28 protein-coding genes and 1 other annotated feature are annotated in these 25,567 nt (G+C 44.9%); all 28 genes read right to left on the reverse strand.

The genetic code is table 11. The features are described from left to right. Positions 1-284 precede the first annotated feature (284 nt). On the reverse strand, positions 285-2,114 hold the full coding sequence (locus tag ACWNM1_RS27260) for a LysM peptidoglycan-binding domain-containing protein (RefSeq protein WP_449603422.1): 1,830 nt from the start codon (positions 2,112-2,114) through the stop codon (positions 285-287). A 324-nt stretch (positions 2,115-2,438) separates the two neighbouring features. Continuing rightward, positions 2,439-3,320: a branched-chain-amino-acid transaminase gene (gene ilvE, locus ACWNM1_RS27265; protein ID WP_042191145.1), complete on the reverse strand. Its 882-nt coding sequence runs from the start codon at positions 3,318-3,320 to the stop codon at positions 2,439-2,441. 4 nt (positions 3,321-3,324) lie between these two features. Further along, the gene (pheA, locus tag ACWNM1_RS27270) at positions 3,325-4,212 is read right to left on the reverse strand and encodes a prephenate dehydratase (protein ID WP_449603423.1); all 888 of its coding nucleotides are present in this window, start codon (positions 4,210-4,212) and stop codon (positions 3,325-3,327) included. After that, complete coding sequence (gene thrB / locus ACWNM1_RS27275; RefSeq protein WP_449603424.1) at positions 4,209-5,189, reverse strand: homoserine kinase; 981 nt, start codon at positions 5,187-5,189, stop codon at positions 4,209-4,211. The genes pheA and thrB overlap by 4 nt, the downstream gene beginning before the upstream one ends. A 59-nt stretch (positions 5,190-5,248) precedes the next feature. Beyond that, positions 5,249-6,535: a homoserine dehydrogenase gene (locus ACWNM1_RS27280; RefSeq protein ID WP_449603425.1), complete on the reverse strand. Its 1,287-nt coding sequence runs from the start codon at positions 6,533-6,535 to the stop codon at positions 5,249-5,251. Positions 6,536-6,571: 36 nt separating this feature from the next. Next, on the reverse strand, positions 6,572-7,009 hold the full coding sequence (locus tag ACWNM1_RS27285) for an ACT domain-containing protein (RefSeq protein WP_042130552.1): 438 nt from the start codon (positions 7,007-7,009) through the stop codon (positions 6,572-6,574). A gap of 158 nt (positions 7,010-7,167) precedes the next feature. Next, positions 7,168-8,529 (reverse strand): hypothetical protein, encoded by a 1,362-nt coding sequence (locus ACWNM1_RS27290; protein WP_449603426.1) that lies wholly within the window; start codon positions 8,527-8,529, stop codon positions 7,168-7,170. Between the two features lie 54 nt (positions 8,530-8,583). Beyond that, positions 8,584-9,354: a hypothetical protein gene (locus tag ACWNM1_RS27295; protein WP_449603427.1), complete on the reverse strand. Its 771-nt coding sequence runs from the start codon at positions 9,352-9,354 to the stop codon at positions 8,584-8,586. A gap of 14 nt (positions 9,355-9,368) precedes the next feature. Beyond that, complete coding sequence (locus tag ACWNM1_RS27300; protein WP_449603428.1) at positions 9,369-10,115, reverse strand: hypothetical protein; 747 nt, start codon at positions 10,113-10,115, stop codon at positions 9,369-9,371. A gap of 11 nt (positions 10,116-10,126) precedes the next feature. Further along, entirely contained in the window at positions 10,127-11,446 is a 1,320-nt protein-coding gene (locus tag ACWNM1_RS27305) for an SPFH domain-containing protein (RefSeq protein ID WP_449603429.1), read from the reverse strand. A 313-nt stretch (positions 11,447-11,759) separates the two neighbouring features. Further along, positions 11,760-13,070 carry a GTPase ObgE gene (gene obgE, locus ACWNM1_RS27310; protein ID WP_449603430.1) on the reverse strand — a complete coding sequence of 437 codons (1,311 nt, stop codon included), beginning with the start codon at positions 13,068-13,070 and terminating at the stop codon, positions 11,760-11,762. 15 nt (positions 13,071-13,085) lie between these two features. Next, positions 13,086-13,826 carry a Spo0B domain-containing protein gene (locus ACWNM1_RS27315; RefSeq protein WP_094878109.1) on the reverse strand — a complete coding sequence of 247 codons (741 nt, stop codon included), beginning with the start codon at positions 13,824-13,826 and terminating at the stop codon, positions 13,086-13,088. Positions 13,827-14,108: 282 nt separating this feature from the next. Next, positions 14,109-14,420 carry a 50S ribosomal protein L27 gene (gene rpmA / locus ACWNM1_RS27320; protein WP_042130564.1) on the reverse strand — a complete coding sequence of 104 codons (312 nt, stop codon included), beginning with the start codon at positions 14,418-14,420 and terminating at the stop codon, positions 14,109-14,111. 17 nt (positions 14,421-14,437) lie between these two features. After that, positions 14,438-14,773, reverse strand: a complete 336-nt coding sequence (locus ACWNM1_RS27325) for a ribosomal-processing cysteine protease Prp (RefSeq protein WP_042191166.1) — start codon at positions 14,771-14,773, stop codon at positions 14,438-14,440. A 12-nt stretch (positions 14,774-14,785) separates the two neighbouring features. Further along, complete coding sequence (gene rplU, locus ACWNM1_RS27330) at positions 14,786-15,097, reverse strand: 50S ribosomal protein L21 (RefSeq protein WP_042130566.1); 312 nt, start codon at positions 15,095-15,097, stop codon at positions 14,786-14,788. Positions 15,098-15,111: 14 nt separating this feature from the next. Next, positions 15,112-15,197, reverse strand: a sequence feature (ribosomal protein L21 leader region). Further along, complete coding sequence (locus ACWNM1_RS27335) at positions 15,130-15,279, reverse strand: hypothetical protein (protein ID WP_449603431.1); 150 nt, start codon at positions 15,277-15,279, stop codon at positions 15,130-15,132. It overlaps the preceding feature by 68 nt. Further along, positions 15,260-16,501 (reverse strand): Rne/Rng family ribonuclease, encoded by a 1,242-nt coding sequence (locus tag ACWNM1_RS27340; RefSeq protein ID WP_449603437.1) that lies wholly within the window; start codon positions 16,499-16,501, stop codon positions 15,260-15,262. Before ACWNM1_RS27340 ends, ACWNM1_RS27335 begins: the two co-directional genes overlap by 20 nt. A 58-nt stretch (positions 16,502-16,559) precedes the next feature. Further along, entirely contained in the window at positions 16,560-17,402 is an 843-nt protein-coding gene (locus ACWNM1_RS27345) for a M50 family metallopeptidase (RefSeq protein ID WP_076286496.1), read from the reverse strand. Beyond that, positions 17,395-18,258: a peptidoglycan DD-metalloendopeptidase family protein gene (locus ACWNM1_RS27350; protein WP_449603432.1), complete on the reverse strand. Its 864-nt coding sequence runs from the start codon at positions 18,256-18,258 to the stop codon at positions 17,395-17,397. The genes ACWNM1_RS27345 and ACWNM1_RS27350 overlap by 8 nt, the downstream gene beginning before the upstream one ends. Positions 18,259-18,435: 177 nt before the next feature. Beyond that, the gene (minD, locus tag ACWNM1_RS27355; protein ID WP_042130573.1) at positions 18,436-19,230 is read right to left on the reverse strand and encodes a septum site-determining protein MinD; all 795 of its coding nucleotides are present in this window, start codon (positions 19,228-19,230) and stop codon (positions 18,436-18,438) included. A gap of 5 nt (positions 19,231-19,235) precedes the next feature. Next, positions 19,236-19,895: a septum site-determining protein MinC gene (minC, locus tag ACWNM1_RS27360; RefSeq protein ID WP_042191171.1), complete on the reverse strand. Its 660-nt coding sequence runs from the start codon at positions 19,893-19,895 to the stop codon at positions 19,236-19,238. 80 nt (positions 19,896-19,975) lie between these two features. Beyond that, positions 19,976-20,506 carry a rod shape-determining protein MreD gene (gene mreD / locus ACWNM1_RS27365; protein WP_449603433.1) on the reverse strand — a complete coding sequence of 177 codons (531 nt, stop codon included), beginning with the start codon at positions 20,504-20,506 and terminating at the stop codon, positions 19,976-19,978. Continuing rightward, the gene (gene mreC / locus ACWNM1_RS27370) at positions 20,506-21,384 is read right to left on the reverse strand and encodes a rod shape-determining protein MreC (protein ID WP_449603434.1); all 879 of its coding nucleotides are present in this window, start codon (positions 21,382-21,384) and stop codon (positions 20,506-20,508) included. The genes mreD and mreC overlap by 1 nt, the downstream gene beginning before the upstream one ends. Positions 21,385-21,446: 62 nt before the next feature. Next, positions 21,447-22,481: a rod shape-determining protein gene (locus ACWNM1_RS27375; RefSeq protein WP_042191174.1), complete on the reverse strand. Its 1,035-nt coding sequence runs from the start codon at positions 22,479-22,481 to the stop codon at positions 21,447-21,449. A gap of 39 nt (positions 22,482-22,520) precedes the next feature. Next, on the reverse strand, positions 22,521-23,210 hold the full coding sequence (radC, locus tag ACWNM1_RS27380) for a RadC family protein (protein ID WP_449603435.1): 690 nt from the start codon (positions 23,208-23,210) through the stop codon (positions 22,521-22,523). 24 nt (positions 23,211-23,234) lie between these two features. Next, positions 23,235-23,831, reverse strand: a complete 597-nt coding sequence (locus tag ACWNM1_RS27385; protein ID WP_149645995.1) for a Maf family protein — start codon at positions 23,829-23,831, stop codon at positions 23,235-23,237. A gap of 34 nt (positions 23,832-23,865) precedes the next feature. Beyond that, positions 23,866-24,111 (reverse strand): DUF4321 domain-containing protein, encoded by a 246-nt coding sequence (locus tag ACWNM1_RS27390; protein ID WP_042191180.1) that lies wholly within the window; start codon positions 24,109-24,111, stop codon positions 23,866-23,868. 240 nt (positions 24,112-24,351) lie between these two features. Beyond that, on the reverse strand, positions 24,352-25,567 hold a 1,216-nt coding region (locus ACWNM1_RS27395), incomplete at its 5' end, for an SPOR domain-containing protein (protein ID WP_449603436.1).

The following is a 25,567-nucleotide window of genomic DNA, read 5'->3' on the forward strand; positions in this document are numbered from 1 at the left end:
TTTATAATATATCATGTCCTCCGATGAATTGCAAGACTTTTTTTCAAAGTCTTTTGTAATTTCATTCGGATTAACATTCACCAACCGAAAGTTTATATCTCCTCTTTGCGACTGGATTTATAATGTAACATATAACCCACTCTAAAAACAACCCCTAAATTCAAAAAACAAAGTACTTTCGCCTCAGTTCTACTTCTCATTCCCATCCTCATAAAAAACGTGCAGATTCTAATAATCAGAACCTACACGTTTAAATAGAGATTGGATGTTAGTTTAGGACTGTATTAATTAGAAATCCACGGATTTCTGCGTTTCTTTGAGCTCTCTGTACGACCACCAACATTTGAACGTTGAGACTTCACAGCTGTTTTGTTTTTCGTACTGCTGTTTTGACTCGAGGTCTTTGCTTTTGATGCCGTTTCCTTCGTTGCAGTTCCCTTGCTCTTGAGAGAAGCGCCAGAAGTAGATTCCTCACTCACTGTTCTAGCAACTTCGGGAGTGTCCTGTACAAACGTTTCAGGATCTTGGATTTCCGGAACCCGATTATGCTGCGAATAATCACCAATACCTGGATACTGCGGATTAGACGGAATACTCGACATTATCGGCCCGCCAAAAGCTCCAAGAGGTGATGTTGGAACTATTCCCTGATTAGGTGTTCCCGCTCCATAAGCAGATAATGCATTTGGGTTTCCATATGCAGGATAGGTATTATATACGGGCATTTCATATGAATAGGGTTGAACATGCATCCCCCCACACCCACAAGTAGTTGGCCAAGGAAGGTTCGATGACATCCCATACATCGGGTTCATCCCTGAAACATTAGCCTCCATATTGTTAGGTGCAGCATTTGGATTCCATTGTTCTGGACTCACGTTAGGTGCAGCATTTGGATTCCATTGTTCTGGACTCACGTTAGGCGCAGCATTCGGATTCCATTGTTCCGGACTCATATTAGGCCAAGCGTTCGGATTCCATTGTTCTGGACTCATATTAGGCCACGCGTTTGGATTCCATTGTTCTGGACTCATATTAGGCCACTCGTTTGGATTCCATTGTTCTGGACTCACATTAGGTGCAGCATTCGGATTCCATTGTTCTGGACTCATGTTAGGTGAATACATATTTTCTGTAAAGTAGTATGGAGACATGCATTCGGGTCCATATGACGCCGGTTGAACATAACTTGGTGCCCAATTCATGTTCATATTAGGGCTATTTTGATAAGAATCATAGAGATAAGGATTTCCTCCTAGTCCTGGATATCCCATGTTGTCACAAGCATCTGCCTTTTCCTCTTTGCAAGCCACTGGCTTCTTCTCAGCTTTTGCTGCCTCATGATGAGCTACAGGCTCTTGATTTGGAACTGTAATCTGAACAAATAAGCTTTGCATTTCAATTTCTTGCACAGGAGCAACTTCCATCTGCATATTCGGCGCAGGATTAGGTGCAGCATTTTGAGTATTAATAGGGGCAATGTTCATCGATGGGTGTGGTGCAGAATTGTACAAAGGCGAGATATTTGGCGATGATTTAGGTGCAGGTTTAGTTTCCGCTTTAGCTTCTGGTTTATTTTCTGCTTTTGCCTCTGGCTTATTTTCTGCTTTTGCTTCCGGTTTAGTTTCTGGTTTGACCTCTGGTTTAGTTTCCGGTTTTGGTGCAGGAACTACCTCAGCAACTGGCTGTTCTTTTGGACCCGTATATTCCTTCCCGCCAACTTGTGTTTTCTCAGAAGCATTAGAAGGCATGTAACCTGGCTGTACAGGTGAAGCGTTTGATGTCTTTTTAGGAATGTTGACTACTTCCCCTAACATCAATACATTCGGATTCTTTAGCTGGGGGTTTGCTTCAACCATATCTTTTAAAGGGATTCCCCACGCCTTAGATAACTTCCATAAGGTGTCTCCTTGTTTGACTGTATGCTTGTAGTAAACTTCACTGTTATCCGGTACGGATACAGGAGCCGTAGGTATTTTTACTTTTTCACCAAGTGCCAGCACATTCGGATTACTGATCTGTGGATTAGCTTCAATAATTTTTTGTAACGGCACTCCGTACTTTTGCGATAATGCATACAGACTATCGCCTTGTTTGACAATGTGTATTTTCACGTAGCATTAACCTCCTAAAAGTTTTGTGGAGTATTGCTTTCTTACAGCTACACAGCAAAACTGGCTTTGAAAGCAAACACCCTTTGGATGGAACATTGCTCTCTTACAGAGTTATATGCGGTACAGCCGCCTCCTTCGTTACTACATCTTATGCAGCCCATGGGCGAATGACATCCCTGAAATAAAAAAAATCCTTTCATGAGACATGAAAAGATTTACCAGAGACCTCCGGCCATCTTCTTCATATGCATGAAAGGATATCTAATGCCTATTCAATACTCATTACACGACTAGCATGTTAAGAGCAAATTGTACGATTAACTGTTATTCCCAAACCTTGTAGCCATCTTTGTCAACAACATTGCGGAACTCTTCAAGCAATTTCAAAGTGATTGGACCCGCTTGTCCTTCACCAATGATTCGGCCGTCAATTTCACGCGCAGCAATTACTTCAGCAGCAGTACCTGTGAAGAATACCTCGTCCGCTATGTAAACATCATGCATAGTGAATGGTTCTTCTTTTAGCTTAATACCCAATTTCTCACATAACTCGATGATCGCCAGACGTGTGATTCCTTCAAGCGCTCCCAAATAGCATGGAGGAGTGAAGACCACACCATTTTTGATGATGAAAATATTATCTCCAGATCCTTCAGTAACATATCCTTGAGCATTCATCATGATTGCTTCATCGGCTTCTGCCAGATTGGACTGAATTTTCACTAGGATATTGTTGAGATAGTTAAGCGATTTAATCTTCGGATTCAGTGCATCCGGAATATTACGACGTTGGGATACAGAAACAGCACGAAGCCCATTAATGTACGCTTGCTCTGGGTAAATAGCTAATTGTTCAACGATAATGATTACGCTGGCTTTAGGGCAACGGCGTGGATCAAGACCCAAGTTACCAGGACCACGGGATACGATCAGTCGAATATAACCGTTACGCATGTCATTAAGGCGAATCGTTTCAGCCATAGCTTCCAGCATCTCGTCATAAGTGAGCGGAATGTCCAGCATGATCGACTTCGCCGAATCATATAGTCTGTCCAAATGCTCTTTACATTTAAAAATATTACCATTGTAGATACGAATACCTTCAAATATGCCGTCTCCATACAAAAAACCGTGATCAAAAACGGATACCTTTGCATTTTCCTTAGTTACGTGTTGTCCATCTAGATAGATCCATTGTTCAGCCATAAATTTACTGCACCTCCGCTTTCTCTTCCTCATAGGTGTATGTGGGATACGAGCCCAGAATCCGAACCTGACAGCCTAAAGCGCTAATCTCTTCAATCGCTCCTGGTAGCAGGACTGATTCTATCGGTTCCAGCACATCAATATAAAAATAATAAGTACCCAACTTCTTTTTCGTTGGTCGTGATTCAATACGCGATAAGTTCAGCTTCCGCCAAGAAAAGGCAGCGAGGACCTGATGCAAAGCACCGGGAAAATCCTCCGGCAGCGTAACTAGGACACTCGTCTTTACACCATTGCTGCTCCGTGGAAGATCAATCTTCTGCGGACCGACAAGGACAAATCGCGTGTAGTTGTTGTTGTGATCTGTAACTTTCCGATCAACAATCTCCAGCCCATGAGTTGCTGCGCCAAGAGCAGTACCAATCGCAGCCCAGCCCTTGTCAGGATTGTTCTTAACAATTTCAACAGCTTCAGAGGTGCTTCCGACCGACTCCAGTTCCGCCCAAGGTGCATGCTTCCGAACAAATTGCATGCATTGTGCCATTGCAACAGGATGCGAAAGGATTTTTTTCATTTTAGTGAAATCCTTATTGCCGTTCGTATCTCTGAACTCCAGCGGGTGACCGATGAGATTCTGTATCGATGGAAAGATCCATTCAGCCTGCATAGGAAGGTCGACCTCATTAATGAGCCAATCAATATGTAGACTAACTGAGCCTTCAATAGTATTCTCAATCGGGATAACGCTGTAATCAGTGGCGCCACCAGCCGTAGAGAGAAAGACATCGGAAATTAGCTTGTGATGCACAATTTTTACAGGCTCGCCGTTAAACAAATGCAGCAGCGCTTCGTGAGATACCGAGCCCTGCGGCAATACCGCTATTGATTTCATAACCGTACTTCTCCTTTTATCATATCCAAAAATGATACGTTTTGCATCTCGTTTCTTTCAAGAAGCTCTGATGTAACACCTGAAGTGCAAGGCATCAGCCAGCAAGTCTTAGCAGAGATGCCGTGTTCTTGCATCGTATTTATCAGAAAAGCCTCAAGCTCTCGCTTACGAGACTCATGGCGATCAACTAAACACAGTAAGGTAGGACCGGCACCGCTAAGCGCGATTCCTAAAGCACCATGGTTAGGCGCTTCCGCGAGCAGCTTCTCCATGCCTGGAATAAGTGCTGCACGATAGGGCTGATGCAGACGATCCTGCATCGCTCTACTGATCAGGTCAAGCCGGCCTGAAGCAAACGAGGCCGTCATTAAAGAGGTTCTGCTGATGTTATACACAGCATCACTAACTGATATTTCTGTTGGAAGCACTCCCCGTGCTTTTGTGGTTTCCAGCTCGAATTCAGGAATAACCACGAGAACCTCAAGGTCTTGCGGTGGTTCAAGGCGAACATAATCCGCATGATCACCATCCCACACAGCCGTAATGATGCCACCAAACAAGGAAGCTCCTACATTGTCAGGATGTTTCTCAAGCTGGGTAGCCATATCAAACAGCTTGGCATCATCGAGCGGAGAGCCGATCATTGTATTAGCTGCGACCATGCCCCCAATGATGGCCGAGGCACTGCTGCCGAGCCCACGCGTAAGCGGAATCTCAGAATACATCGAAATAGATATTTCCGGCACCGTAACGCCCGCTTCCGCAAATACCATTTGAGCGACCTGATAGAGTAGATTACTCTTATCCAGAGCCACCCCCTTCATCTCGTCACCATATAGATGAAAAACAGTCTCCTCTACTTCCTCCATCTCAATCCAGGCATATAACGGCAAAGCCATGCCAAGAGTATCGAAGCCCGGACCAAGATTGGCAGTACTAGCAGGTACTTTAACCCTTGCTACTCCATAAGTACTCATAACAGGTGCTATCTCCTTACTCATTGTTTGAATATAGAAAGTATACTCTAGCTACAGTTCTAACCTTCCACACGATAATGGCTCTTGATCCGGTGGATGACTTTCAGTTCATTAAAGTGGCGCAGCACTTTGTTCATACTTGCTTTGCTAGCGTTATGTGTAACAATAATAATCTCTGCGTCAGGATTATTGGGATTGGCTTGCTGAACTACCGAATCAAGACTCACGTCATACTCGGCAAACACCTGAGTAATCTTGGCCAATACGCCCGCCTTATCATCAACGTGCAACAGTAGGAAGTTTTTATAAAAGATATCCTCATCACTCTTCAGCTTCTTCTGCTTATAAGGTACTTTTTGCTTCAATCCATTAACACCCAGCTTGAGGTTCTTAATAATGGCTACCAAGTCAGCTACTATCGAAGTCGCTGTTGGCATTGCACCCGCGCCCGCACCATAGAACATCGTCTCTCCTACTGCTTCACCGTATACATAAACTGCATTGAAGACACCATTTACGGATGCAAGCGGATGACTCGCTCGGATCAAAGTCGGTTGAACACTGATACTGAATTCCTCATCCTGACGTTCAGCGATACCCAGCAGCTTGATTTCATATCCGAGACGCTTCGCAAAGGCAATATCAGCTTTACTCACTTCTGAAATCCCGCTCACACTGACGTCATGTAGCTCCACGTTAGTGCGGAAGCCTAAGGTTCCGAGAATCGCCATTTTGCGGGCAGCATCCAGACCTTCAACATCGGAAGTCGGATCGGCCTCTGCATATCCCAGATCCTGCGCTTCTTTTAACACATCATTATAGGAGGCACCTTCTTGACTCATTTTGGTTAGTATGTAATTAGTTGTTCCATTCACAATACCTATAATCTTCATGATCTTGTCTGAAGAAAAACCTTCGATAAGCGTCCGAATAATCGGAATACCACCTGCAACACTAGCCTCATAAAAGACATCACATTGCTTCTCTTGCGCCTTAGCCAGAATCTCTGAGCCGTGCAGCGCCATCAAATCCTTGTTCGCAGTTACGACATGCTTACCGCGGTCCAAAGCTTCAAGAATATATTCCTTTGTTCCATCGATACCACCCATCACTTCAACAATTACATCAATCTCAGGATCACGAATAACATCCCATGGATCTGTTGTTATTTTGGCAGGGTCGACCTCAATATCACGTGGCTTATTGGAATTATTCACCGCTATGCGCTCAATGAGTATTGGAGAGCCTACTTGACTGCTCAAATCCTCCTGATTTCCTTCCACGATACGAACTACACCTGTACCAACTGTTCCCAGACCCAGCAATCCTACTTTAACCGGCTTCATCTGTATCCTCCTAAAAGTTTTACGTTTATAATTTCTCTATCCCTGTCCAACGATTAGGGCGCGCTTCACTCCCGGAATATTCTTCAGACTATCAAGCATCTCTCCGAGCTCCTCATTCAAATGTGAGATTTCCACGGAGATCACCACATTCGCACGTCCTTGCAGCGGGATACTCTGATGAATTGTTAGCACGTTAGCCCCATGCCCCGCCACAGATCCTAGAACCTTAGAGAGCATCCCAGATTCATGTTCCAAATCCATAGAAATCGTAACAATCCGCTCACGTTCAAGCTGATGGATCAGGTGAATGCCATCCTTGTATTTATAAAAAGCACTTCGGCTTAATCCTACCTGTTCTACACCTTCATGTACGGTCTTCGCATCCCCGGCCTCAAGCAATTGTTTGACCTGCATAGTCTTAAGTACGGCATCAGGTAATATGTCCTCACGGACCAAATAATAGCGTTCTTTCACGAACGTCCTCACCTCAAAGACTTTTGTGTTTTCTTAGTGGACATTATATCGGAAAAAGCTTATAAAATGCAATAACTTTATATGTATACTCTGAAGTCGGGGAATTAGGTGCAGCAAAACCCCCGGATTCCCGGGGGTAGTAGGCAATCGTATGTACACTAGCTGTAGGGTATCGTCGTCCCGCAATAGTCACAGATCTTATCCTGCCCAGGAAGTACTCTACTCTTAGCACCGCAACTCGGACAAACGATGGATTTCGGCAGTTGGACAGGTGGCTTAGGCCTATTCTCCGGTAATGACTGCCGCCCAGATGATGGCTGGTTCTCTGATGCCACGGAGGGCTGTGCCCGGTCAGGATGCACAAGATTTGGCGGTTGTTTATCTAAGAGCTTAACACGTCCTTCATAATAGACAAGATCAGAAGCAAGTAACCCCCATCTCACCAAATACTGTAGGTCTCTACGTACATCATCTTCACTTTGTTTCGTGATATCAGCTAAATTACCAATATGTCTAACATCATCCACTATGATCAGCATGAGATACTTCTTGCACAGAAAATCAAAGTTTTCTGTTGCGAAGGTAGCCCTCCCTGCAAAGCTGTCCGCCGGAATTATAAAGATCAAGTAGAGGACCACCAGAATGATCAATAAAGTGAACCACTTAAAATCCCCTTTGTAGGTCCCCACGGCGAAGAGGACGGCAAGTTCCATAAACGCTCCCATACATACATGATAGAGCAATTTGTAGTTAAATGATTTCCGCTCATTCTTATAATGAGTGCTTACAAAACGAAGCATCGCAAGTACAAACCCAAGCGGAGCAAACAAATAAGCAATCGCCATGATGATTCGATCAAACACTGTCCGGTCTCGCTTGTTACGGTAGCGAAGGTTATTCTCAGGCGCACGCACCAGTGCTTGTGCCCGTTTGGAATAAATAAGCTTCGGCGGCAATTTTACAAATGGATTGTCTACACGTCCTTCATAATAAACAATATCTGGAGAAAGTACTCCCTGATCTTTTAAATATTCCAAAACCTCGCGGACGTTCTCTTCACTGAATCCGCGAATATCGGATAGGCTGCCGATATGCCTTATGCCGTCCACAAGAACCAATGCGATATAGTCATTGCAAAGATAGGTGAATCCCTCTCTCCATCCTACGGCCCTAACCGACAATTTGATGGCGGGAATCCTAAACAATGCGTAGATAATCACCAGCCTGATCAAGAGTGCGACATAATCGATTTGACCAAGTAGCTTGCAAATAATGAAATAGATCGCCAATTCTACAAAGGCACCCATACACGCATGATAAAACAGGTTAATATTGCTTGCTTTACGCTGTCTCTTGGAATGTGTAGATAATAACCGAATGGCAGCCAATATAAAGCCAACCGGAGCAAATACATACGCAAACACAATAGTCGTATAATCAAACGCCGTCCGCTCATATTCATGCTTATATATCGGTTTGCCTGTTATTGGTGGCTGCCTACGTATATCCAATTTACTCATCTTATATCTCCCCTAGTTAAGTTATATCTACAATGCTCAGGGAGAACCTTGGCATTAACTGTACGATATCATTGTTCCACAATAATCACAGCTCTTTGACTGACTAGGCTGAACCGTGTTCTGTGCTCCGCAGCCCGGACAACGGATGGACTTAGGCAGCAGCGGTGAGGACTGCGGTTGAGCATGAATCTGCTGACCCGAAGCTTGAGCTCCGAAGCCTGATGTCCTTCCAGAATGAACAAGATTAGGTGCTGCCATGGATGGATCTGGCGTCTGGCGCCCCTCGGAAAGTACGATATCAATATCCAGTAATCCTTTATTCTTGAGATACTGGACATCTCTCCGTACATCGCTTTCGCTTTGGCCTATCCGTTCAGATATACTGCCGACATATCGGATATTTTTATTTTGAATCAGCTCTATATAAGAAGTGTTAAGCTTAGAAAGTGTATATTTAGCTTTTGCTGTCACACTCGCAAGAATAAGTGCCGGAATCAAAAATATGACTGCAAGGAAAATCTGGATCGTTAATAATTCGGAAGTTCCAGTGTTTCCACTCATGGTATCCACAAACATTGCAATAGAGAGTTCAACAAATCCTCCGATAAATACATGCATGATCAGATTTAGATTGGTGGGTCTCCGATGATTTTTATAATGAGTTAGCATCAAACGTAACAATGCAAGAACGAGTCCAATGGGTGTGAATAGATAAGCTGCTGCAAGAATGACATAATCAAACCCAGTCCGGTCTAATTTAATCAGAGGAACCGCTGCACTCCCCGCTGGGGTCGGTGACGGCTCTTGTATGTTCAATCTGTTCATGTAGTTATTTCCTCCTATTTAAGTGCCGCTAATTCCCGATTTCGCCGCTCTAGTGTAGCTTTAATACTGTCGGCCATTTCGTTGATTTCGGCTTGCCAGTTCTCATGTGGCTCATTTGTCATAAGCAGAAGCTTCACATGATCATGCAACAGGGAGATCTGCTGATGCATGATATCCTCAGTAGCATATAACGATGGATCTGATACAGGATCACTGAACTTGAATTGATCTCGTAACTTATTGAGCACTTGTACAAGCTGTTCAGTTTCAGGATTCTTCCAGCTGCTTGCCAGCGTACTGATCTCGTTTATTTCACTCTGATGCTGCCGAAAAGCTTGCAAGGACCTCTGTATTTGCTGTTCTTCTGTTCCGGCATTCCATCCATAAATCCCGATCACAGCCAGTGTGATTCCACCAATCAAAAGAATCAGCAGTTGAACCGCAGCATACCACAGAGGGGACAACTCCAGTAGCCAATCGAAGATAATAGCTGATGCGAATACTCCAACCGCATAAATCCCCGTGATGAATGCACCGCTGAGAAGAACGGGTGAGGTCCGCTGCACACTACCTGCAGTACGGAGCCAAAAAATACAATAGCCATACACCACACTCTCCGCCAGCAGAACAGCAACTAGCGAAATCACAAAGCGAAACAGTGATTCAGAGAAGCCTAACCCTATAAAGGAGAATACCGTTAGTATTATAGCAGCCACATAAATAATGGTGATGATACGAATATAGCTTTTGCTCTTGTTCATAACGTCCTCCTTCAGCCTGCCTTTGTTCCACACTCTGCACAAAATTTCTGTCCAGGCTTCAGCTCATGCCCACAACCTCCGCATTTAATAACCAAGCTATCTCCACAGTGAGGACAGAATTTCACCCCTGGTGATACCATTTCTCCACATTTACCACAGGCTTTAGGCATTTCTTTCCCACAAGAGACACAGGAAGATGCACCCTCAGGATTATCTGCTCCACAGGTTGGACAAGCACGATAAGGATTGCCACAACCAGGACAGAACTTGGCTCCTGCTTTCAATTCATGTCCACATTCCAAACAATTGATCTTGTTTCCGGACGATGCACTTTGCTGAATGCTCTCCAGAGCATGCCCACAGCCACTGCAGAACCTTCCCTCAACAGAATTCATAACCCCACACTTCGAACAGGAGCGCTCTTGGCGCACAACTGTAGTCCCTGAATCAAAACTCATCCCTCGGGTCATACGATTCACCATATCCATAGCCGGTCCAGCGAATCCCATACCAAGTCCAAGCCCCATCCCGGTGTTCATCATGCCTACTCCAAGATTACCTGGATTACCTGCTGCTTTTTCCATCGTGTTAAAGCCACGCTCCTGCTGATAGTTGAAGCCGATAATATCCATTTCTGCTTTTTTAGCTAAAGCTTCCTTTAATCGAATCGTTGCCGGATCATCATCAGGAATATTAATGGAATCAATATAGAAATTATTCAGCTCAAGTCCATTATCCAGAAAAGCTGATGCTAACCGCCCCTGGATATGCTTTGAGATCTCTGCAACATAGGCATTAATCTCCAATATACTGATTTGCTTATGTACAAGGTAGGATGAGATCAGTTCATTTATATTCGACATAAGCAAGCCGCGGAAATAATTCACGAGCGTATCGTGATCAAACTGAGGAAGCGTTCCAACAAGCTGCAACAAAAATTTGCGCGGATTATCAACCTTTACACCAAACTGTCCGAAGGAACGAACAGAAATCATAATTTTGTATTTAGGATCCTGGAGTTGTAAAGGTGCGCTGGTTCCCCATTTAACATTCATCGAATTGGTCTTATTCACATACCATACTTCTGCTGTGAACGGCGACTTCCCCCCGAAAGGAAGATTGACGATATTAGATAAAATAGGAATATTGGCGGTACTCAGGGTGTGCCGCCCTGCCGTAAAGGAATCAAGCGCTTGTCCGCCCTTGAATAGGATCGCTTCCTGAGATTCATTAACGATTAGCTGAGTCCATGTCCCTAGCTCTTGGTTAGGATATTTCCATGCGAAAATCCCCGGAGGACCGTCGTACTTCACCACTTCTATAATTGCCATCTGCTATTCCCTCTTTCATCATCTATGATATATGAATAACGTATGCGTTCCCGGATGGGAAATTGTGTATTTCGATATTAATTGTATACGATATATATCGTGATTTGGGTTCTTTTCACGAAAAAAATATACTCGATATGGAAACAAGTATAAAAGACTTTGACGTCCTTATAAGGACGGTAAGCGTTTAAGCGAGAAATATAAGACATATAGTATGGTGTGAAATTTATACTTTCTTATATTAAAAAAAAAAGCGCGGCTTGTGTCTTCCTCTACAGGAGAACACAAGTCGCGCTTTGTAATCAGCTAAATATTAATAGTAACTGCTATTCTCTACGAACTCGAATTCGAACTCACCAATACGGACAATAGTCCCCTCTACAGCTCCACGTTTACGAAGCTCTGCATCTACGCCCATATGTCGCAATGTCCGGGCGAGCTTTAGAATCGCATCATGTGTGCTAAGCTGCATACGTTTCAACATTTTCTCGATACGAGGGCTGTTGACCACATATGTTTCATTATCACGTGTAATGGTGAACGAGTTATCATCTTCCGCTTCTAGCTTATAAACCTTACGTTCAGTTGTTCCTGATACTTCTTCAACTACCGGCGCCACCGGAATACTATCAAGAATATCCGTTGCACGATATAACAGTTCCTGAACACCCTGACGGGTAAGCGAGGAGATTGGCATAACCTCAAGATCCGGACGCAGCTCAGCTACGCGTTCTCGGAAAGCGATGAGATTCTCCTCTGACTCTGGCATATCCATTTTATTCGCGGCCACGATCTGAGGACGATCAATTAGAGCCGCATTGTATTGCTTCAGCTCGTCATTAATGAGAACCCAATCCTCGAAGGGATCACGCCCCTCTGAACCAGACATATCCACTACGTGAATAATAATCCGTGTACGTTCAACGTGACGCAGGAATTCATGACCAAGCCCTATGCCTTCACTAGCTCCCTCAATTAATCCTGGCAGATCCGCCATTACAAAGCTTCGTCCATCCCCAACATCTACTACACCTAAGTTCGGTGTAATCGTAGTGAAATGGTATGCACCAATCTTTGGTTGAGCTGCGGATACGACCGACAGTAGCGTAGATTTGCCCACACTCGGGAAGCCTACAAGTCCCACATCAGCCATAACCTTAAGTTCCATAACAATATACCGCTCTTGACCCTCTTCGCCGTTCTCTGCTAGCTCTGGAGCCTTATTCGCTGCTGTTGCAAAACGAGCATTCCCACGACCCCCACGACCCCCACGGGCAACAACAACTTGCTGACCATGACGAGTCAAATCGGCGATGATCTCTTGAGTATCATCGTCAATTAATATGGTTCCAGGTGGAATTCGCACGATCATATGATCAGCGTTCGCCCCATGCTGACTTCTGTTACGTCCTTTAATCCCCTTGTCCGCTTTAAAATGGCGCTGATAACGGAAATCCATCAGCGTACGCAAGCCCTCATCTACGCGGAAGATAACGTCGCCACCACGGCCACCATCACCACCTGCTGGACCACCATCCGGTACATACTTTTCCCGACGAAACGCAACGATACCATCCCCGCCGTCTCCGCCCTTAACATAAATCTTAGCTTTATCTACGAACATTAATGTTCACCTTCCTCACATTTCAAGCGGCAAACGCAGCTCTACATAAGCCTTGCTGGGCTTAAACTGCTCCGCTTTCATGATTTTCCCTTGTACTATATTATAAATTTGCCCTTTGAGCTGCTCGGGATTGCCATGCTCTCCCTCACCTTCGAAGGAGATAAGAATGTCTCCTCCATCCTGAATAAAGCCAAGACGCAGCTTGCGCGTTTCACCCTGGGGAGCCAGTCCGTTATATTGATAAGCTCGTACGGTCTGCATGATCACTGAAGTCAGCTCATCTCCTGCTTCCCGGTTTAGCTTCTCCTCCAGTTGCAATCCTTCCTCCACTTGAACTTCCAGTTCCAGACTAGTCCGGTAAGTTCGGAAAGATTGGATATAGAAGACCAATGAAGGAATGCCCAGCTTCGCGATACGACTATCAAGCGCTATGCGTTCCTTTATTCTTTCCACACACTCCACGGATTTATCAGGCTTTCCAAGCTGAATATATCCGTAAAGAATCTGCAAATCATTCATCCAATCATGACGATGATGATTCAGTGTCCGAATCGCCGCCTGTTGCAGAGTGTTCTCTTGTATACGCAGTTCCCGTTCCCAATGACGCTGATTCCAAATCAAACTGAAAGCAACCGTTGCTGCTACCCAAATTCCAAGCAACAGACATGTCAAAAGGGAGGTATGCCAATACACGAGTCCTAAAGGAAGCAATACGGATAACATGACTGCCCAGATTGCACTTTTCCAGGATTTCATTCTTTCTCCCCGTCCCTCAGTTCGCAAAATTCATGACTTCGTTTAGATTATTACCCTCATCAATTACCATTTCCTAGTATAACACAGCAGTTCCCTGTAGTTCACCAGAGATAACCGTGAGATTTCACATATGTCTAAGGATGTTTATGTTTTCTTAAAACTCTGAAGGTATACATTTCTAAAGTGCTCAAAGAGATATCCACAAACGCTTCTGAATATTCTACAAAAAAGCCTCCGGCACTCATGCCGGAGGCTTCTACATGCAAATATGGTTCCGTAAGCTTACGCTTCCAGTGCCGCTGCTACCGGAGCGACATCAACTGGGTATACGCTCACTTTTTTGCGATCGCGGCCCCAACGTTCGAACTTCACTACGCCATCCACCAATGCGAACAACGTATCATCTTTACCGATGCCTACGTTAGTGCCTGGGTGAATTTTTGTTCCGCGTTGACGAACCAAGATGTTACCGCCGGTTACTGCTTGACCGTCAGCACGTTTCACGCCAAGACGTTTGGAATGGGAATCCCGTCCGTTTTTTGTGGAACCTACACCTTTTTTCGATGCGAACAATTGAAGATTCAATTTCAACATGTTGTCAACCTCCTTCTTTAAATATTTACTTGCTCTATTTGAAGATACTTTCCGTATGATTCTGCGATATCATTTAGCATCACGACCATGGATTCAAGCAACAATTGTACCTTCGCGGAAGTATCGAAATCATCAATGGAACCTAATGTTCCACTTAGGAATCCGTTCTTCATGGATGTATCCATGGAGATTCCGGTCAAAGTCTCAATCGAATTGACGGTTCCAACCGTTACGGCCGAAACTCCGGCACATACGATATCTTCGCCACGCTTTGCATAACCCGCGTGCCCTTTTACCTCAAAGCCAACGATAGTTCCTAGATCCGAAGATCGTGTAATCCGTACGTTAATCATTCACGCACCTTCTTACGCTTGAATCTTCTCGATAGTTACTTTCGTGTACGGTTGACGATGGCCTTGTTTCTTGTGGTAGTTCTTCTTAGGTTTGTATTTGTAAACTACAACCTTAGCGCCTTTACCATGTTTCTCGACTTTAGCTGTTACAGACGCGCCGCTTACGAGCGGAGTTCCTGCAGTCAGACCACCTTCGTTAGAAACAGCCAATACACGGTCAAAAGTTACACTTGCGCCGTCTTCAGCTTCCAACTTCTCAATGAACAAAACATCGCCCTCTTGGACTTTGTATTGTTTACCGCCAGTTTCGATAATTGCATACATTTTACTTGCACCTCCTCATGTCTCAGACTCGCCTAGTCTAGGTGGCAGATTCCCGTGAGAACTACACTTATGTACCCGATCGGAGCGGTTACAGCATGTGCAGGACCGAATGAATCAAACACATACTTGAAGATATTATCATACTTATCGCCCATCGTCAACTCATTCCATCCATTCTCCAACTTTCCCAGTCCCTCCGCAGCACTGACAAAGGATAGGTGCGAAGCTGGCTGAATCATGTCTTGCCTTCTTCCGGGTCATCTCGAGGAGTCCAAGTCTTGTCCAACCGAGAATATGGGTTTTGGTTCGATCCTTGCAGATCACTTTCTCCAGCCGCTCGGTAACCATTTTACGGTGTATCTCTTCTTCCATATCAATAAAATCAACAATAATGATTCCGCCCGTATCTCGTAAACGGATCAGACGACCAATCTCCTCTGCTGCAAGCAAATTAGTATTCGTCACCGTCTCTTCAAGCGATGCTCCTCCAATATATTGCGCGGTATTCACGTCAATAACGGTGAGCGCCTCCGTCTCATCCCAGATCATTGTCGCTCCGCCCTCCAGCGTGATCTTGCGACTGAAGCTCTTGTGCAGCTGTTCCTGAACCCCATAAGCTGTAAAAATGGACTCCGGTCCATTATATAAACTCACAGGCTTGTACCCATCAGGTGCCATGTCATCCAGAAATGCCTTGGCTTCTTTAACTGCAACTGGAGAATCTATAATCAATTGATCACGCTGTGGATTAAAAGCATCTCTTATAAAGCGCTGAACAATACTTAGATCACGATGAAGTAGAGCTGGGGCATCTGCAGTTTGTGCCCGACGTGTAATGTTATCCCATTGCGCACGTAAAAATGAAAGATCACCTTCCACTGCTTCATACGGCTCATCCTGAGAGACGGTCCGCATAATAACCCCCTCTTCTTTCATTCGCAGACGTTCACCAATTCCTTTGAGCCGGCTACGTTCTGCATCGCGACTTATTTTTTTGGATACCCCAACATAATCAGCAAAAGGCATGTACACCATCCAGCGACCCGGCAATGTATAATGGGTCGTTACACGCGCACCTTTGCCGCCACTAGGCTCTTTTCTTACTTGTACAACAATATCCTGACCCGGCTGCAAAAGCGTCTCGATAGAAGGCTTCACATCCGGCTGTCTCTCCAAATGAGGGTGCAATACATCATCAACATATAAAAAAGCATTCTTCTTCTGTCCAATGTCAACAAAAGCAGCCTGCATACCTGGAAGTACGTTAATCACACGGCCTTTATAATAACTTCCGACCAGCCCTTGCTGCTGATCGCGTTCAGCCGCGTACTCCACAAGCCTTCCGTTCTCCAGAAGAGCCATTCGGGTAATGTGCTGCGTGCAGTGAACGATCATCTGTTTCATGGCTTCACCTCTGGTTTCGTTCATTCATTCATCCCTTCTCACGCTCTGCATAAATACACTACATTCCGAAGTAGGTAGATATTAAGCGCTGTTCCGGCACAACAGCAACAACATTTCCTTCGCCGTTTAATACATAGATAAAATGATATTGATTACGTTTAAATAGACGCAATATAGCATCTAAAGGTTTCGCAGATAAGGCAACAATTGGACGAGCCACACTTCCTGTCCGCAAATGATACTCATAAACCGCCTCCCTATTCATCAAAAACGCAACAAATCGGTACGGTAAATTCCGATGATCCGTGAGATTTGAATACAATAAAAAAGCACCGATCATAACCATGTTCAGTCTCAAGCCTCCACCTGCTCCAAGAGGCAATAGCGCATACACAATCACAAAAATGCTTGCAGCAACGCTCACTCGTCCGCTCCATAGCAAAGTATAGTAATAAGGAAGAAATAAACTAACAGTAGCCTGAAGTACTTTGCCTCCGTCAAGTGGCAGAACAGGCAAAAGATTAAAGAGCGCAATAATGGCATTGGCATTTATAAAATAGATTAAAAATTCCTGATTACCATAACCTGCTTGCTGAAGCCCAAGAGCCATAACAATCATGATTCCATTTTGCAGCGGACCGGCAAGTGCAATACCAATCTCACGACTAGCGGTGAGCCGCCCATGATCCTCAATAACCGCAACTCCGCCAAACGGAAGAAGCTGAACCGATTTGACTGTAACACCAACTAAAAGGGCAGCCACCACATGTCCCATTTCATGAATGAGGACGATCGTAAATAAAGTTAGCAACTCCAGAAATTGTCCTGTGAGTACAGAGAACAACATAATGATTACGAATAATGGATGTAGTGACAAATCAATCCCTAAGATCCTAATCAAACGATACCACTTCTGTAGGATCAATATAAGTCTTGTCTTTCATCACTGCAAAGAATAGCGTTGGAGCTGAGGAGCCCTCTTTCTCCAGCATCCACCCGAGTTCATCTCCACTCTGAATCCAGTCATCAATCTCCAGCTTAGTGCCATTTAAATGTCCGTATTCTGCTGTAATTCCTCCAGAATGTTGAACCGCAATTCGAATGCCACCGTCCAATTCTTTAGAGATGGAAAGAACACGTCCCATGTCTATACTCTTCACCGTCACATTTGAGGTTGAATCGATTCGAGGCATAATTTCTACACCTTTTAGCGTGGAAGCAAAGGGCTCCACAATGCTTCCAGCTACCGGAGCACTAAGCTCATGTTGAGCTGCTGCCTTTTGAGCAGGTTCGTCTTTGTCACCAAATATCGGTATGAACGCCGGTGCACCATTAAAATTCTCCTCATACCAGACCCGCACTGCTGTGAAATCCATGTCATTACTCAAGGCATCACTAATAAAGGCTTGGACTTTATAGGACCATGGCTGGTGAACTGCAAAAACTCCCCACACCGCACCAAACACAAGCACACTGGCTATAACCCGTCGAATAAAACCGGAAGAAAATTTAGAACCTCCTCCTCCTGGTTCCTCCCAGCCACCCCGTCTCTCTTTCCACATCACTTCCGGATCAGGCTCTATAGATGATTGCTCTTCATTTTTCTTAAACCCCGTACCCCACTCCTTGAAGCTCGTACTCTTTTCGGGCATAACGAATAACGGAGGCACCTCTGCTGTTTCTATATTCGGGATTTCCTCCAGCAAACTACGAATACGCTCCTTGCGGCGATTCTTGATATCTGATTTGAGATCCATGTTTATCCCTCCGGACGGGCTTGTTTTACTTCCATTTTATGAAGCACGGAAGTCTCTTTAGAACAAGCCCACCCAAGGTGGAGCACTTAAATACCACTAAATAAATAAATCCCACCCATAGATTTCTCTAGTGGTGGGACCGTTAATGCTTCTATAGTAAGATTGCTTGGTGCAGAATTAAGCCATACCGAAAAATTTCTTGAACTTCTTAAATGCTCCCGGTTTCCGATCAAGCTGCATCAGCGGCACAGCATCACCTAAAATTCTACGTGCAATATTGCGGTAGGCAATAGCTGCTGACGAATCGGGATTCATAACTGTAGGCTCTCCACTATTTGCGGCCTTAATGACCAGTTCATCATCCGGAACAATTCCGATAAGATCAATATTCAACACCTGTAAAATATCCTCAATATCAAGCATATCCCCAGACTTCACAAGACCTGGGCGAATACGATTTACCACCAGCTTTGGCGATTCCACATGTGACTGCTCAAGCAGTCCGATAATACGATCCGCATCCCGCACAGCAGCATGCTCTGGTGTGGTAACCACGATCGCTTTATCCGCACCGGCAATCGCATTGCGGAAGCCATGTTCAATCCCTGCTGGACAATCAATCAAAATATATTCATATTCCTTCTTCAGTTCGAGAATAATATCTTTTACTTGTTCAGGAGTGACGGAAGTTTTATCCTTCGTTTGAGCTGCGGGCAACATATACAACTCATCAAAGCGTTTGTCTTTAACGAGTGCTTGATTTAGGCGACAACGACCCTCCGCTACATCCACAAGATCATAAATAATACGATTCTCAAGCCCCATAACTACATCCAGATTACGCAGTCCAATGTCGGTATCGACGAGACATACTTTTTTACCCTGCAGCGCAAGTGCGGTTCCAATATTGGCTGTTGTGGTTGTTTTGCCAACTCCGCCTTTGCCCGAGGTTACGACTATCGCTTCTCCCATGGAGGCTACACCCCTTTAAACACATTTAAATCCTGACGTACTTTGACTAAATTATGAATTTTATCGATTTGCATAGCTCCGTTCGTTAAATATGCAAACTCCATACTACTTTCTCGGGTTTCCCACTCATCGGGAGGACGACTGATAATATCAGCAATTCGCAGTTGTGTTGGAGACATTAATGAAGCAGCGATAATCGCCTCTTCATTTCCATCTACTCCAGCATGCGCCATACCTCTAAGTGATCCTAGAATATAGATATCGCCTGAACAGGTAATGGTTCCTCCTGGGTTCACATCCCCCAGATATAAAAGATTTCCATCATGGTGCAGCACCTGACCGGAACGAAGAATCCCGCTCATAAGAAACAACGCGTCATTATCCTCACTGCCGGGCACTGGAAGCGCCTCTATGGAACGAATCAGTAGATTTCCCTGTCCCTTCAGAATCTCCAGCACAGCTTCCTTATCTTCCTCAGTTACGGGACGATTGCCCAGTTTAATATCTACATGAACAATCGGTCCAGTCAAAATATTTTGATGGCTGTGCTCCAGCTTATAGCGAAGCTCGCTCAGAAGATCTTCGAAGGGACACTTGTCGTCTAGCAGGAATATCAGGCCATCCTTGATGCCCTTAATCCTTACATGCTTGGATTTTACTGTCATATGCCTGGCCCCCTATCCTCATTCATTCGTGCCGGGCCCCTTAAATTCCTGCTTTATTAAGAAAGAAAAAAGAAGCTTCTTTATGCAGATTCTTCCGTACTCTTCTCTTTCTTGATCAGCTCAAGCTGGCGTCGTAACGGTATGTAGAGGATCAGAGCAATAGCAAAATGAAAGAGCATCGTTGGTAGCATATGATTCAAAATAGCCCAGCTATAAGGCTCCTGATTGAGATTGAATACACTATAAATACCAAATAACACACTATCCTCTAGCAAGCTTCCGAGCAGAATCACAGTCATCATAAGAGGCAGTGGAGCACGCGGAATCTGAAACAGAAGGCCGATTAAATAAGCCGACAGACCCATCGCAAAAGAATGTGCTCCTAGAATTCTGCCATAAAAAACGACATCATGTAATAGTCCGAAAGTTAGGCCCAGTATAAGCGCTGTATGACGATGATGATATACAGCCACGAACAATAGCACAACGAACACTAGATTCGGAATAATTCGCATCTGCCATACATCTGGAATCAGCCAAGGCAGAATGGTTCCCTCCAGAATGAACAAGAGGAACAGTAACAGAACAAGAACAGATCTGCGCATATTCACTATTCAGCACGCTCCTCCGTAAAAACAACAATCAGCTGCTTCCAGTCTTGAAATTCTGCTGAAGGCTTAATCACTGCTGTGGAGGTTAATCCAAATTCACCAACCTCAACGCTTTCAACGGTACCGATGGTCAATCCTCGCGGATACAATCCCCCAATACCAGAAGAAACGATAACATCCTTCGGCGCAATAGGATCACCTGGCGGGATCTTGTTCATCAATAACTTGTTTGTCTTCGGATCATAGCTTTCAATCATACCAAAGGTTTTGCCCTCTTTGTTAATAGCGGTTGCCGCAATTGGCGGCTGAGAATTAGGGTCATTCGTATCCATCATGGTCATCAGTTTCACCGTAGAGGTGAAATTGCTGACTTGACTAATAACACCCACCAAACCATCCACCGAAATCACAGACATATTTGGTCGAACACCATCTTTAGCACCTAAATCGATTACAATCGTACTATTGCTTGGTTCTGTTGTCTGACTAACCACCTGCGCAATATGGTATTGATATTTGTACAATTCCTCCTGAGCTTTCGTAAACTTCAACTGTTTCTTTAACTGCTCATTTTCTACCTGAATGAAATTGTATTGCGCTTTATCACGTGCATATTGGGCGGCTAGAATCTTCAGCTGCTCATTTTCCTTAGAAAGATCTTTCAGATTTCCGATATCTTCAAACAAGCCCGCTACATATCCAGCGGGCTTGTAGAACATTTTTTGCACGAAACCAGTAGTATCTCTAAGAAAGTTCTCCGGCCAGGACAAGGAACTCCTTGATGCCAAGCTGAAGCCCATCACCACAATGAACAGCACCAGTGTAATCAACAGAATAAACAGACGTTTATTGCTTAAGAGTTTAAACAGTTTCAACACCCTCTAACAACAGTATTTCTCCCATAACAGGGGTTGACGTACACAAGTGGCAATACATAGGCTTATCTCTTAGAGCGAAGACTGGAACTGCTGCGACTCTTGAACAAATGGATATTATCAAGCGCCTTTCCTGTTCCAATCGCTACACAATCCAGAGGGTTCTCAGCGACAATAACTGGCATTCCAGTTTCACGCGCAAGCAGTTTATCCAAGTTACGAAGCAAGGCGCCTCCACCTGTCAAGACAATCCCGCGATCCATAATATCTGCTGCGAGCTCCGGTGGACATTTTTCCAAAGTTACTTTAACAGCTTCAATAATTGAACTCACTGTATCGGACAATGCTTCACAGATCTCGTCAGAAGTAATTGTAAGCGTCTTTGGCAGGCCTGTAACGAGATCGCGTCCGCGAATTTCCATAGTCTCAGCTTTCTCAAGTGGCAAGGCAGAACCTACATCCATTTTAAGCTGTTCCGAAGTACGTTCACCAATCATCAGATTGTACTGACGTTTGATGTACTGAATGATGGACTCATCCGCTTCATCACCCGCAACACGTACGGAACGACTAGTAACAATACCACCAAGTGAAATTACAGCAACTTCAGTAGTACCTCCGCCGATATCAACAACCATACTTCCTGTTGGCTCCCATACCGGTAGATCTGCACCAATCGCTGCAGCAAAAGGCTCCTCGATAATGTAAGCTTCGCGAGCACCAGCTTGTCTAGTAGCATCTTCTACGGCACGTTGCTCTACAGCAGTAATGCCGGATGGTACGCAGACCATTACATTAGGGTGACGTTGGAACATAGAACGTTGTTTCTGTGCTTGACGAATAAAATATTTTATCATCGTAGCCGTTGTGTCAAAATCAGCGATAACGCCATCCTTCATCGGACGGATCGCACGAATGTTTCCCGGTGTACGACCGATCATCTTTTTAGCGGATTCACCCACGGCTTCAATCGTCTTAGTGTCAGTGTTAATGGCTACAACGGAAGGCTCTCTTACAACGATCCCCTTACCGCGTACATAGACAAGCGTATTCGCTGTCCCCAAGTCAATTCCTAAATCTTTCGTAAAACTACCCAACATGCTAATTCTCCTTTTCCTAAGTAAATCTTCACATTTATATTACATGTGTCCTTTTTCTTTCAAGCTTACAAAGCTGCTATCACCGATAATTAGATGATCTAACACGTCAATCCCGACAATCTCGCCTGCCTGAAGCAGTCTTGAGGTCAAGGAGATATCCTCCGGACTAGGCGTTGGATCACCACTAGGATGATTATGTGCGCATATGATAGAGGCACTACTACATTTTATAGCTGCTCGGAATACCTCACGAGGATGAACAATCGAAGCATTAAGACTGCCCATAGACAACGTTTCTTGTCCTATCACATGATTCTTCGTATTCAGAAACAAGCAGACAAAATGCTCCTTCTGCAGATAACGCAATTGCTCAGTCAGTATCTCCGCAGCGTCCTCAGGACAACGGATAATGACCGGCATGTTAAACCTGGAGTTCGCAAGGCGCCTTCCAAGTTCGATGCCTGCTTTTAGTTGCACGGCCTTGGCAGGGCCGATACCTTTGATTTCGGTCAGTTCTTCGATGCTAAGGTCAACTAGCCCACGCAGGCCACCGATTTTCCCCAGCATCTGCTGTGCAATATGAATAGCCGATTCATGGCGTGTTCCCGTACGCAGCAGAATGGCTAACAACTCCGCTTGACTTAATGATTCCGCCCCATAATGCATCATGCGCTCTCTTGGTCGTTCTTCATGGGGGAGGTCCCGCAGCATTACTGATTGCGACTCCATCCCTATCCCTCTTTCCCAAGCTTCCTACCGGTTCAATACAGTTATACCGAACTCGGACAGCATTTCGCCAAGAAGCGACAGCGGCAATCCGACAACATTGAAATAACAGCCTTCAATTCGTTCCACCAAGGTGGAGCCAAGCCCTTGTATCGCATAAGAGCCAGCCTTATCAGCGGGCTCTCCCGTAGCTATATAAGCAATAATTTCATCCTCCGTCATTGCTCTCATCGTTACGGAAGTAACACGGTGCTCCACTATAGTCTTTCCATGCGGAAGTCCAATACAGGCTACACCCGTGTATACCTTATGATTCCGGCCCTGAAGTCTGGTAAGCATCGATTTACTGTCCAGCTCGTCCACCGGTTTGCCTAGCACAGTGTTATCTAGTACAACAATCGTATCACTACCAATAATTACTGCGTTACGCTCTCCTGCTGCAGCCACTACAGCCTCTGCTTTTCGCAGAGCCAAACTGCGCACGATTTGCTCCGGCGTAAAGTCCGGTGGTGTGCTTTCGTCAGCTTCGCTGGTAATGACCTCAAAAGGCAAGCCCAGTAAAGACAAAAGCTCTCGTCGACGCGGTGAACCTGAGGCTAAAATAATGTGTTGTGAGTTGTCCACGTTGTAAACGTCCCTTCTTGATCAGTAACGAGAGTTACAGTCTTCGGTACAGCCATACAGCTGTAATAATACCGACGAGACTTAGCATGCACAATTTCAAATGAATAGTGATGTCATAGGTTATGATGTCCAAATCGGCTCGCGGAGACCACTTAAGCACAGTCGATGTTGTTAGAAAAGAAAGAGCCTTTACCGGCTGCAGTAGCTTGGCGATCCAGGCTCCAGCCAGCCAGCCTAGAATTAGAAATAACAGCAGTGTTCCTACATTTTTCTTCTTCATCTCAGTCTTCCCTCGCCATTTTTTGACACCCTAATTATTATACGGTGAAATTGTGATCAATACAAACGTAAAATCCCTTACGGTAATGTTTACCACCATTTGCACTAAAAGTTGCGGAGCGATACCATCCTACGTATCAATTATAGTTTAAGATATATAGGGATAATTTCCTCTTTCGCGCCAAAACAGCAAGCCCCCACATCTGGAGGCTTGCTGTCTTTAAAGTCAACAATCTATCAGTTAATTCATTGCAGTTAGTAGCTGTTTCTGGCTAGTCAAAAAGCTCAGCATCGATTCTTGCACTTCCCAAAGTAGGCCCTGAGCCTTGTTCTTGTTATATTCACTCCAGGCTGATATCCCTTGGCTCATTGATTTCTCTAACGCTGCGCAAATGCTTTTGGCTTCAGGAGATACGCCTTGTTCCAGCACTTTTACTGCTTCACTCCATTGCAGGTGGAGATCACTCATAGCGGGGGTATTTGCTGTCGTACTAGTTTGACCAGCGCTTAGTAAAGAAGCAGATTGACTACTTAGTTCACTGAGCAGCTGCCCACTCACTGAGAAATAGTTCTTCACTTCCTCTGCATTACCGGTATAGACAAGCTGTTCAGCCCCGGGAAGTGCCACCTCTCTCACATACAGTTCAATACCCTGATTCTTTAGTCCGCTGCTTAGTAGCTTGGCCTGTTCACGGTCGGATGACATTCCAGCATACACACGATTGCCGTCGGCAGGATCCATACCCGCAGCCAAACCTGCGGTTAACAGCTCCTGGCGAGCTTGTTCGGCGCCTGCAGGCGTACTGAATACTCCGTATTGCAGCAGATAATAGCTTTGCGCAGCTACTTGAACTGGGATCTTGTTCTTCCCGGCATTTTCAGTCCCCGCACCTGGCAAACCTGATGTGCCTACATTAGACTGTACTGAAGTAGCCGCCATGTCTGCTGTCCCATTTCCAGAGCTGCTGTCCATATTCCCTCCATAAAAGAACGAAAGTGCAGCATAACCAAGCAGTACCCCTGTGCCGATGGCTCCCGTAACAGAAAGAGCTAATTTCCACCAATACGAAGGACGCCGAGTATGATAAGAGCCTCCGTAACTGCCAGAGGATACATTCTCTAATTTATCTCTGCTATCCGAAACCATATCTGACAGAAGATACGATTGCTGTGTATATCTAAAATCCTTATCCTGTTGATCCCATTCTTCCTGACGTGGATCTACAGTACCCGAGTAATAGTCATAGGAATCTTCCGGTGGTGCCTCATGCGTGGAACGAAAATCAGGCTCATAAAGCCATGTTTGCTGTGCTGGACCTACCTCTTGACGCAGTCCCTCAGCGTACTCTTCAGCTGTGCCCAATCCGCCATTTGACCAGCGCTCCACCACTTTAGGCTTTGGTTTAGGCTCGTCCTTGTTCACGTCAAATCGGAATGTCATTCTTCCGTTATTCAAC

Source organism: Paenibacillus sp. Marseille-Q9583, assembly GCF_976954365.1.

Bases quoted from the DNA above. Each gene is read 5' to 3' on its own strand.
- ilvE (WP_042191145.1), bottom strand. From the start codon at position 3,320: ATGGCTGAACAATGGATCTATCTAGATGGACAACACGTAACTAAGGAA.
- pheA (WP_449603423.1), bottom strand. From the start codon at position 4,212: ATGAAATCAATAGCGGTATTGCCGCAGGGCTCGGTATCTCACGAAGCG.
- thrB (WP_449603424.1), bottom strand. From the start codon at position 5,189: ATGAGTACTTATGGAGTAGCAAGGGTTAAAGTACCTGCTAGTACTGCC.
- ACWNM1_RS27280 (WP_449603425.1), bottom strand. From the start codon at position 6,535: ATGAAGCCGGTTAAAGTAGGATTGCTGGGTCTGGGAACAGTTGGTACA.
- ACWNM1_RS27290 (WP_449603426.1), bottom strand. From the start codon at position 8,529: ATGAGTAAATTGGATATACGTAGGCAGCCACCAATAACAGGCAAACCG.
- ACWNM1_RS27295 (WP_449603427.1), bottom strand. From the start codon at position 9,354: ATGAACAGATTGAACATACAAGAGCCGTCACCGACCCCAGCGGGGAGT.
- ACWNM1_RS27300 (WP_449603428.1), bottom strand. From the start codon at position 10,115: ATGAACAAGAGCAAAAGCTATATTCGTATCATCACCATTATTTATGTG.
- ACWNM1_RS27305 (WP_449603429.1), bottom strand. From the start codon at position 11,446: ATGGCAATTATAGAAGTGGTGAAGTACGACGGTCCTCCGGGGATTTTC.
- obgE (WP_449603430.1), bottom strand. From the start codon at position 13,070: ATGTTCGTAGATAAAGCTAAGATTTATGTTAAGGGCGGAGACGGCGGG.
- ACWNM1_RS27315 (WP_094878109.1), bottom strand. From the start codon at position 13,826: ATGAAATCCTGGAAAAGTGCAATCTGGGCAGTCATGTTATCCGTATTG.
- rpmA (WP_042130564.1), bottom strand. From the start codon at position 14,420: ATGTTGAAATTGAATCTTCAATTGTTCGCATCGAAAAAAGGTGTAGGT.
- ACWNM1_RS27325 (WP_042191166.1), bottom strand. From the start codon at position 14,773: ATGATTAACGTACGGATTACACGATCTTCGGATCTAGGAACTATCGTT.
- rplU (WP_042130566.1), bottom strand. From the start codon at position 15,097: ATGTATGCAATTATCGAAACTGGCGGTAAACAATACAAAGTCCAAGAG.
- ACWNM1_RS27340 (WP_449603437.1), bottom strand. From the start codon at position 16,501: ATGAAACAGATGATCGTTCACTGCACGCAGCACATTACCCGAATGGCT.
- ACWNM1_RS27350 (WP_449603432.1), bottom strand. From the start codon at position 18,258: ATGGATCTCAAATCAGATATCAAGAATCGCCGCAAGGAGCGTATTCGT.
- minD (WP_042130573.1), bottom strand. From the start codon at position 19,230: ATGGGAGAAGCGATAGTCGTAACCTCGGGCAAAGGCGGAGTTGGCAAA.
- minC (WP_042191171.1), bottom strand. From the start codon at position 19,895: ATGACAGTAAAATCCAAGCATGTAAGGATTAAGGGCATCAAGGATGGC.
- ACWNM1_RS27375 (WP_042191174.1), bottom strand. From the start codon at position 22,481: ATGTTGGGTAGTTTTACGAAAGATTTAGGAATTGACTTGGGGACAGCG.
- radC (WP_449603435.1), bottom strand. From the start codon at position 23,210: ATGGAGTCGCAATCAGTAATGCTGCGGGACCTCCCCCATGAAGAACGA.
- ACWNM1_RS27390 (WP_042191180.1), bottom strand. From the start codon at position 24,111: ATGAAGAAGAAAAATGTAGGAACACTGCTGTTATTTCTAATTCTAGGC.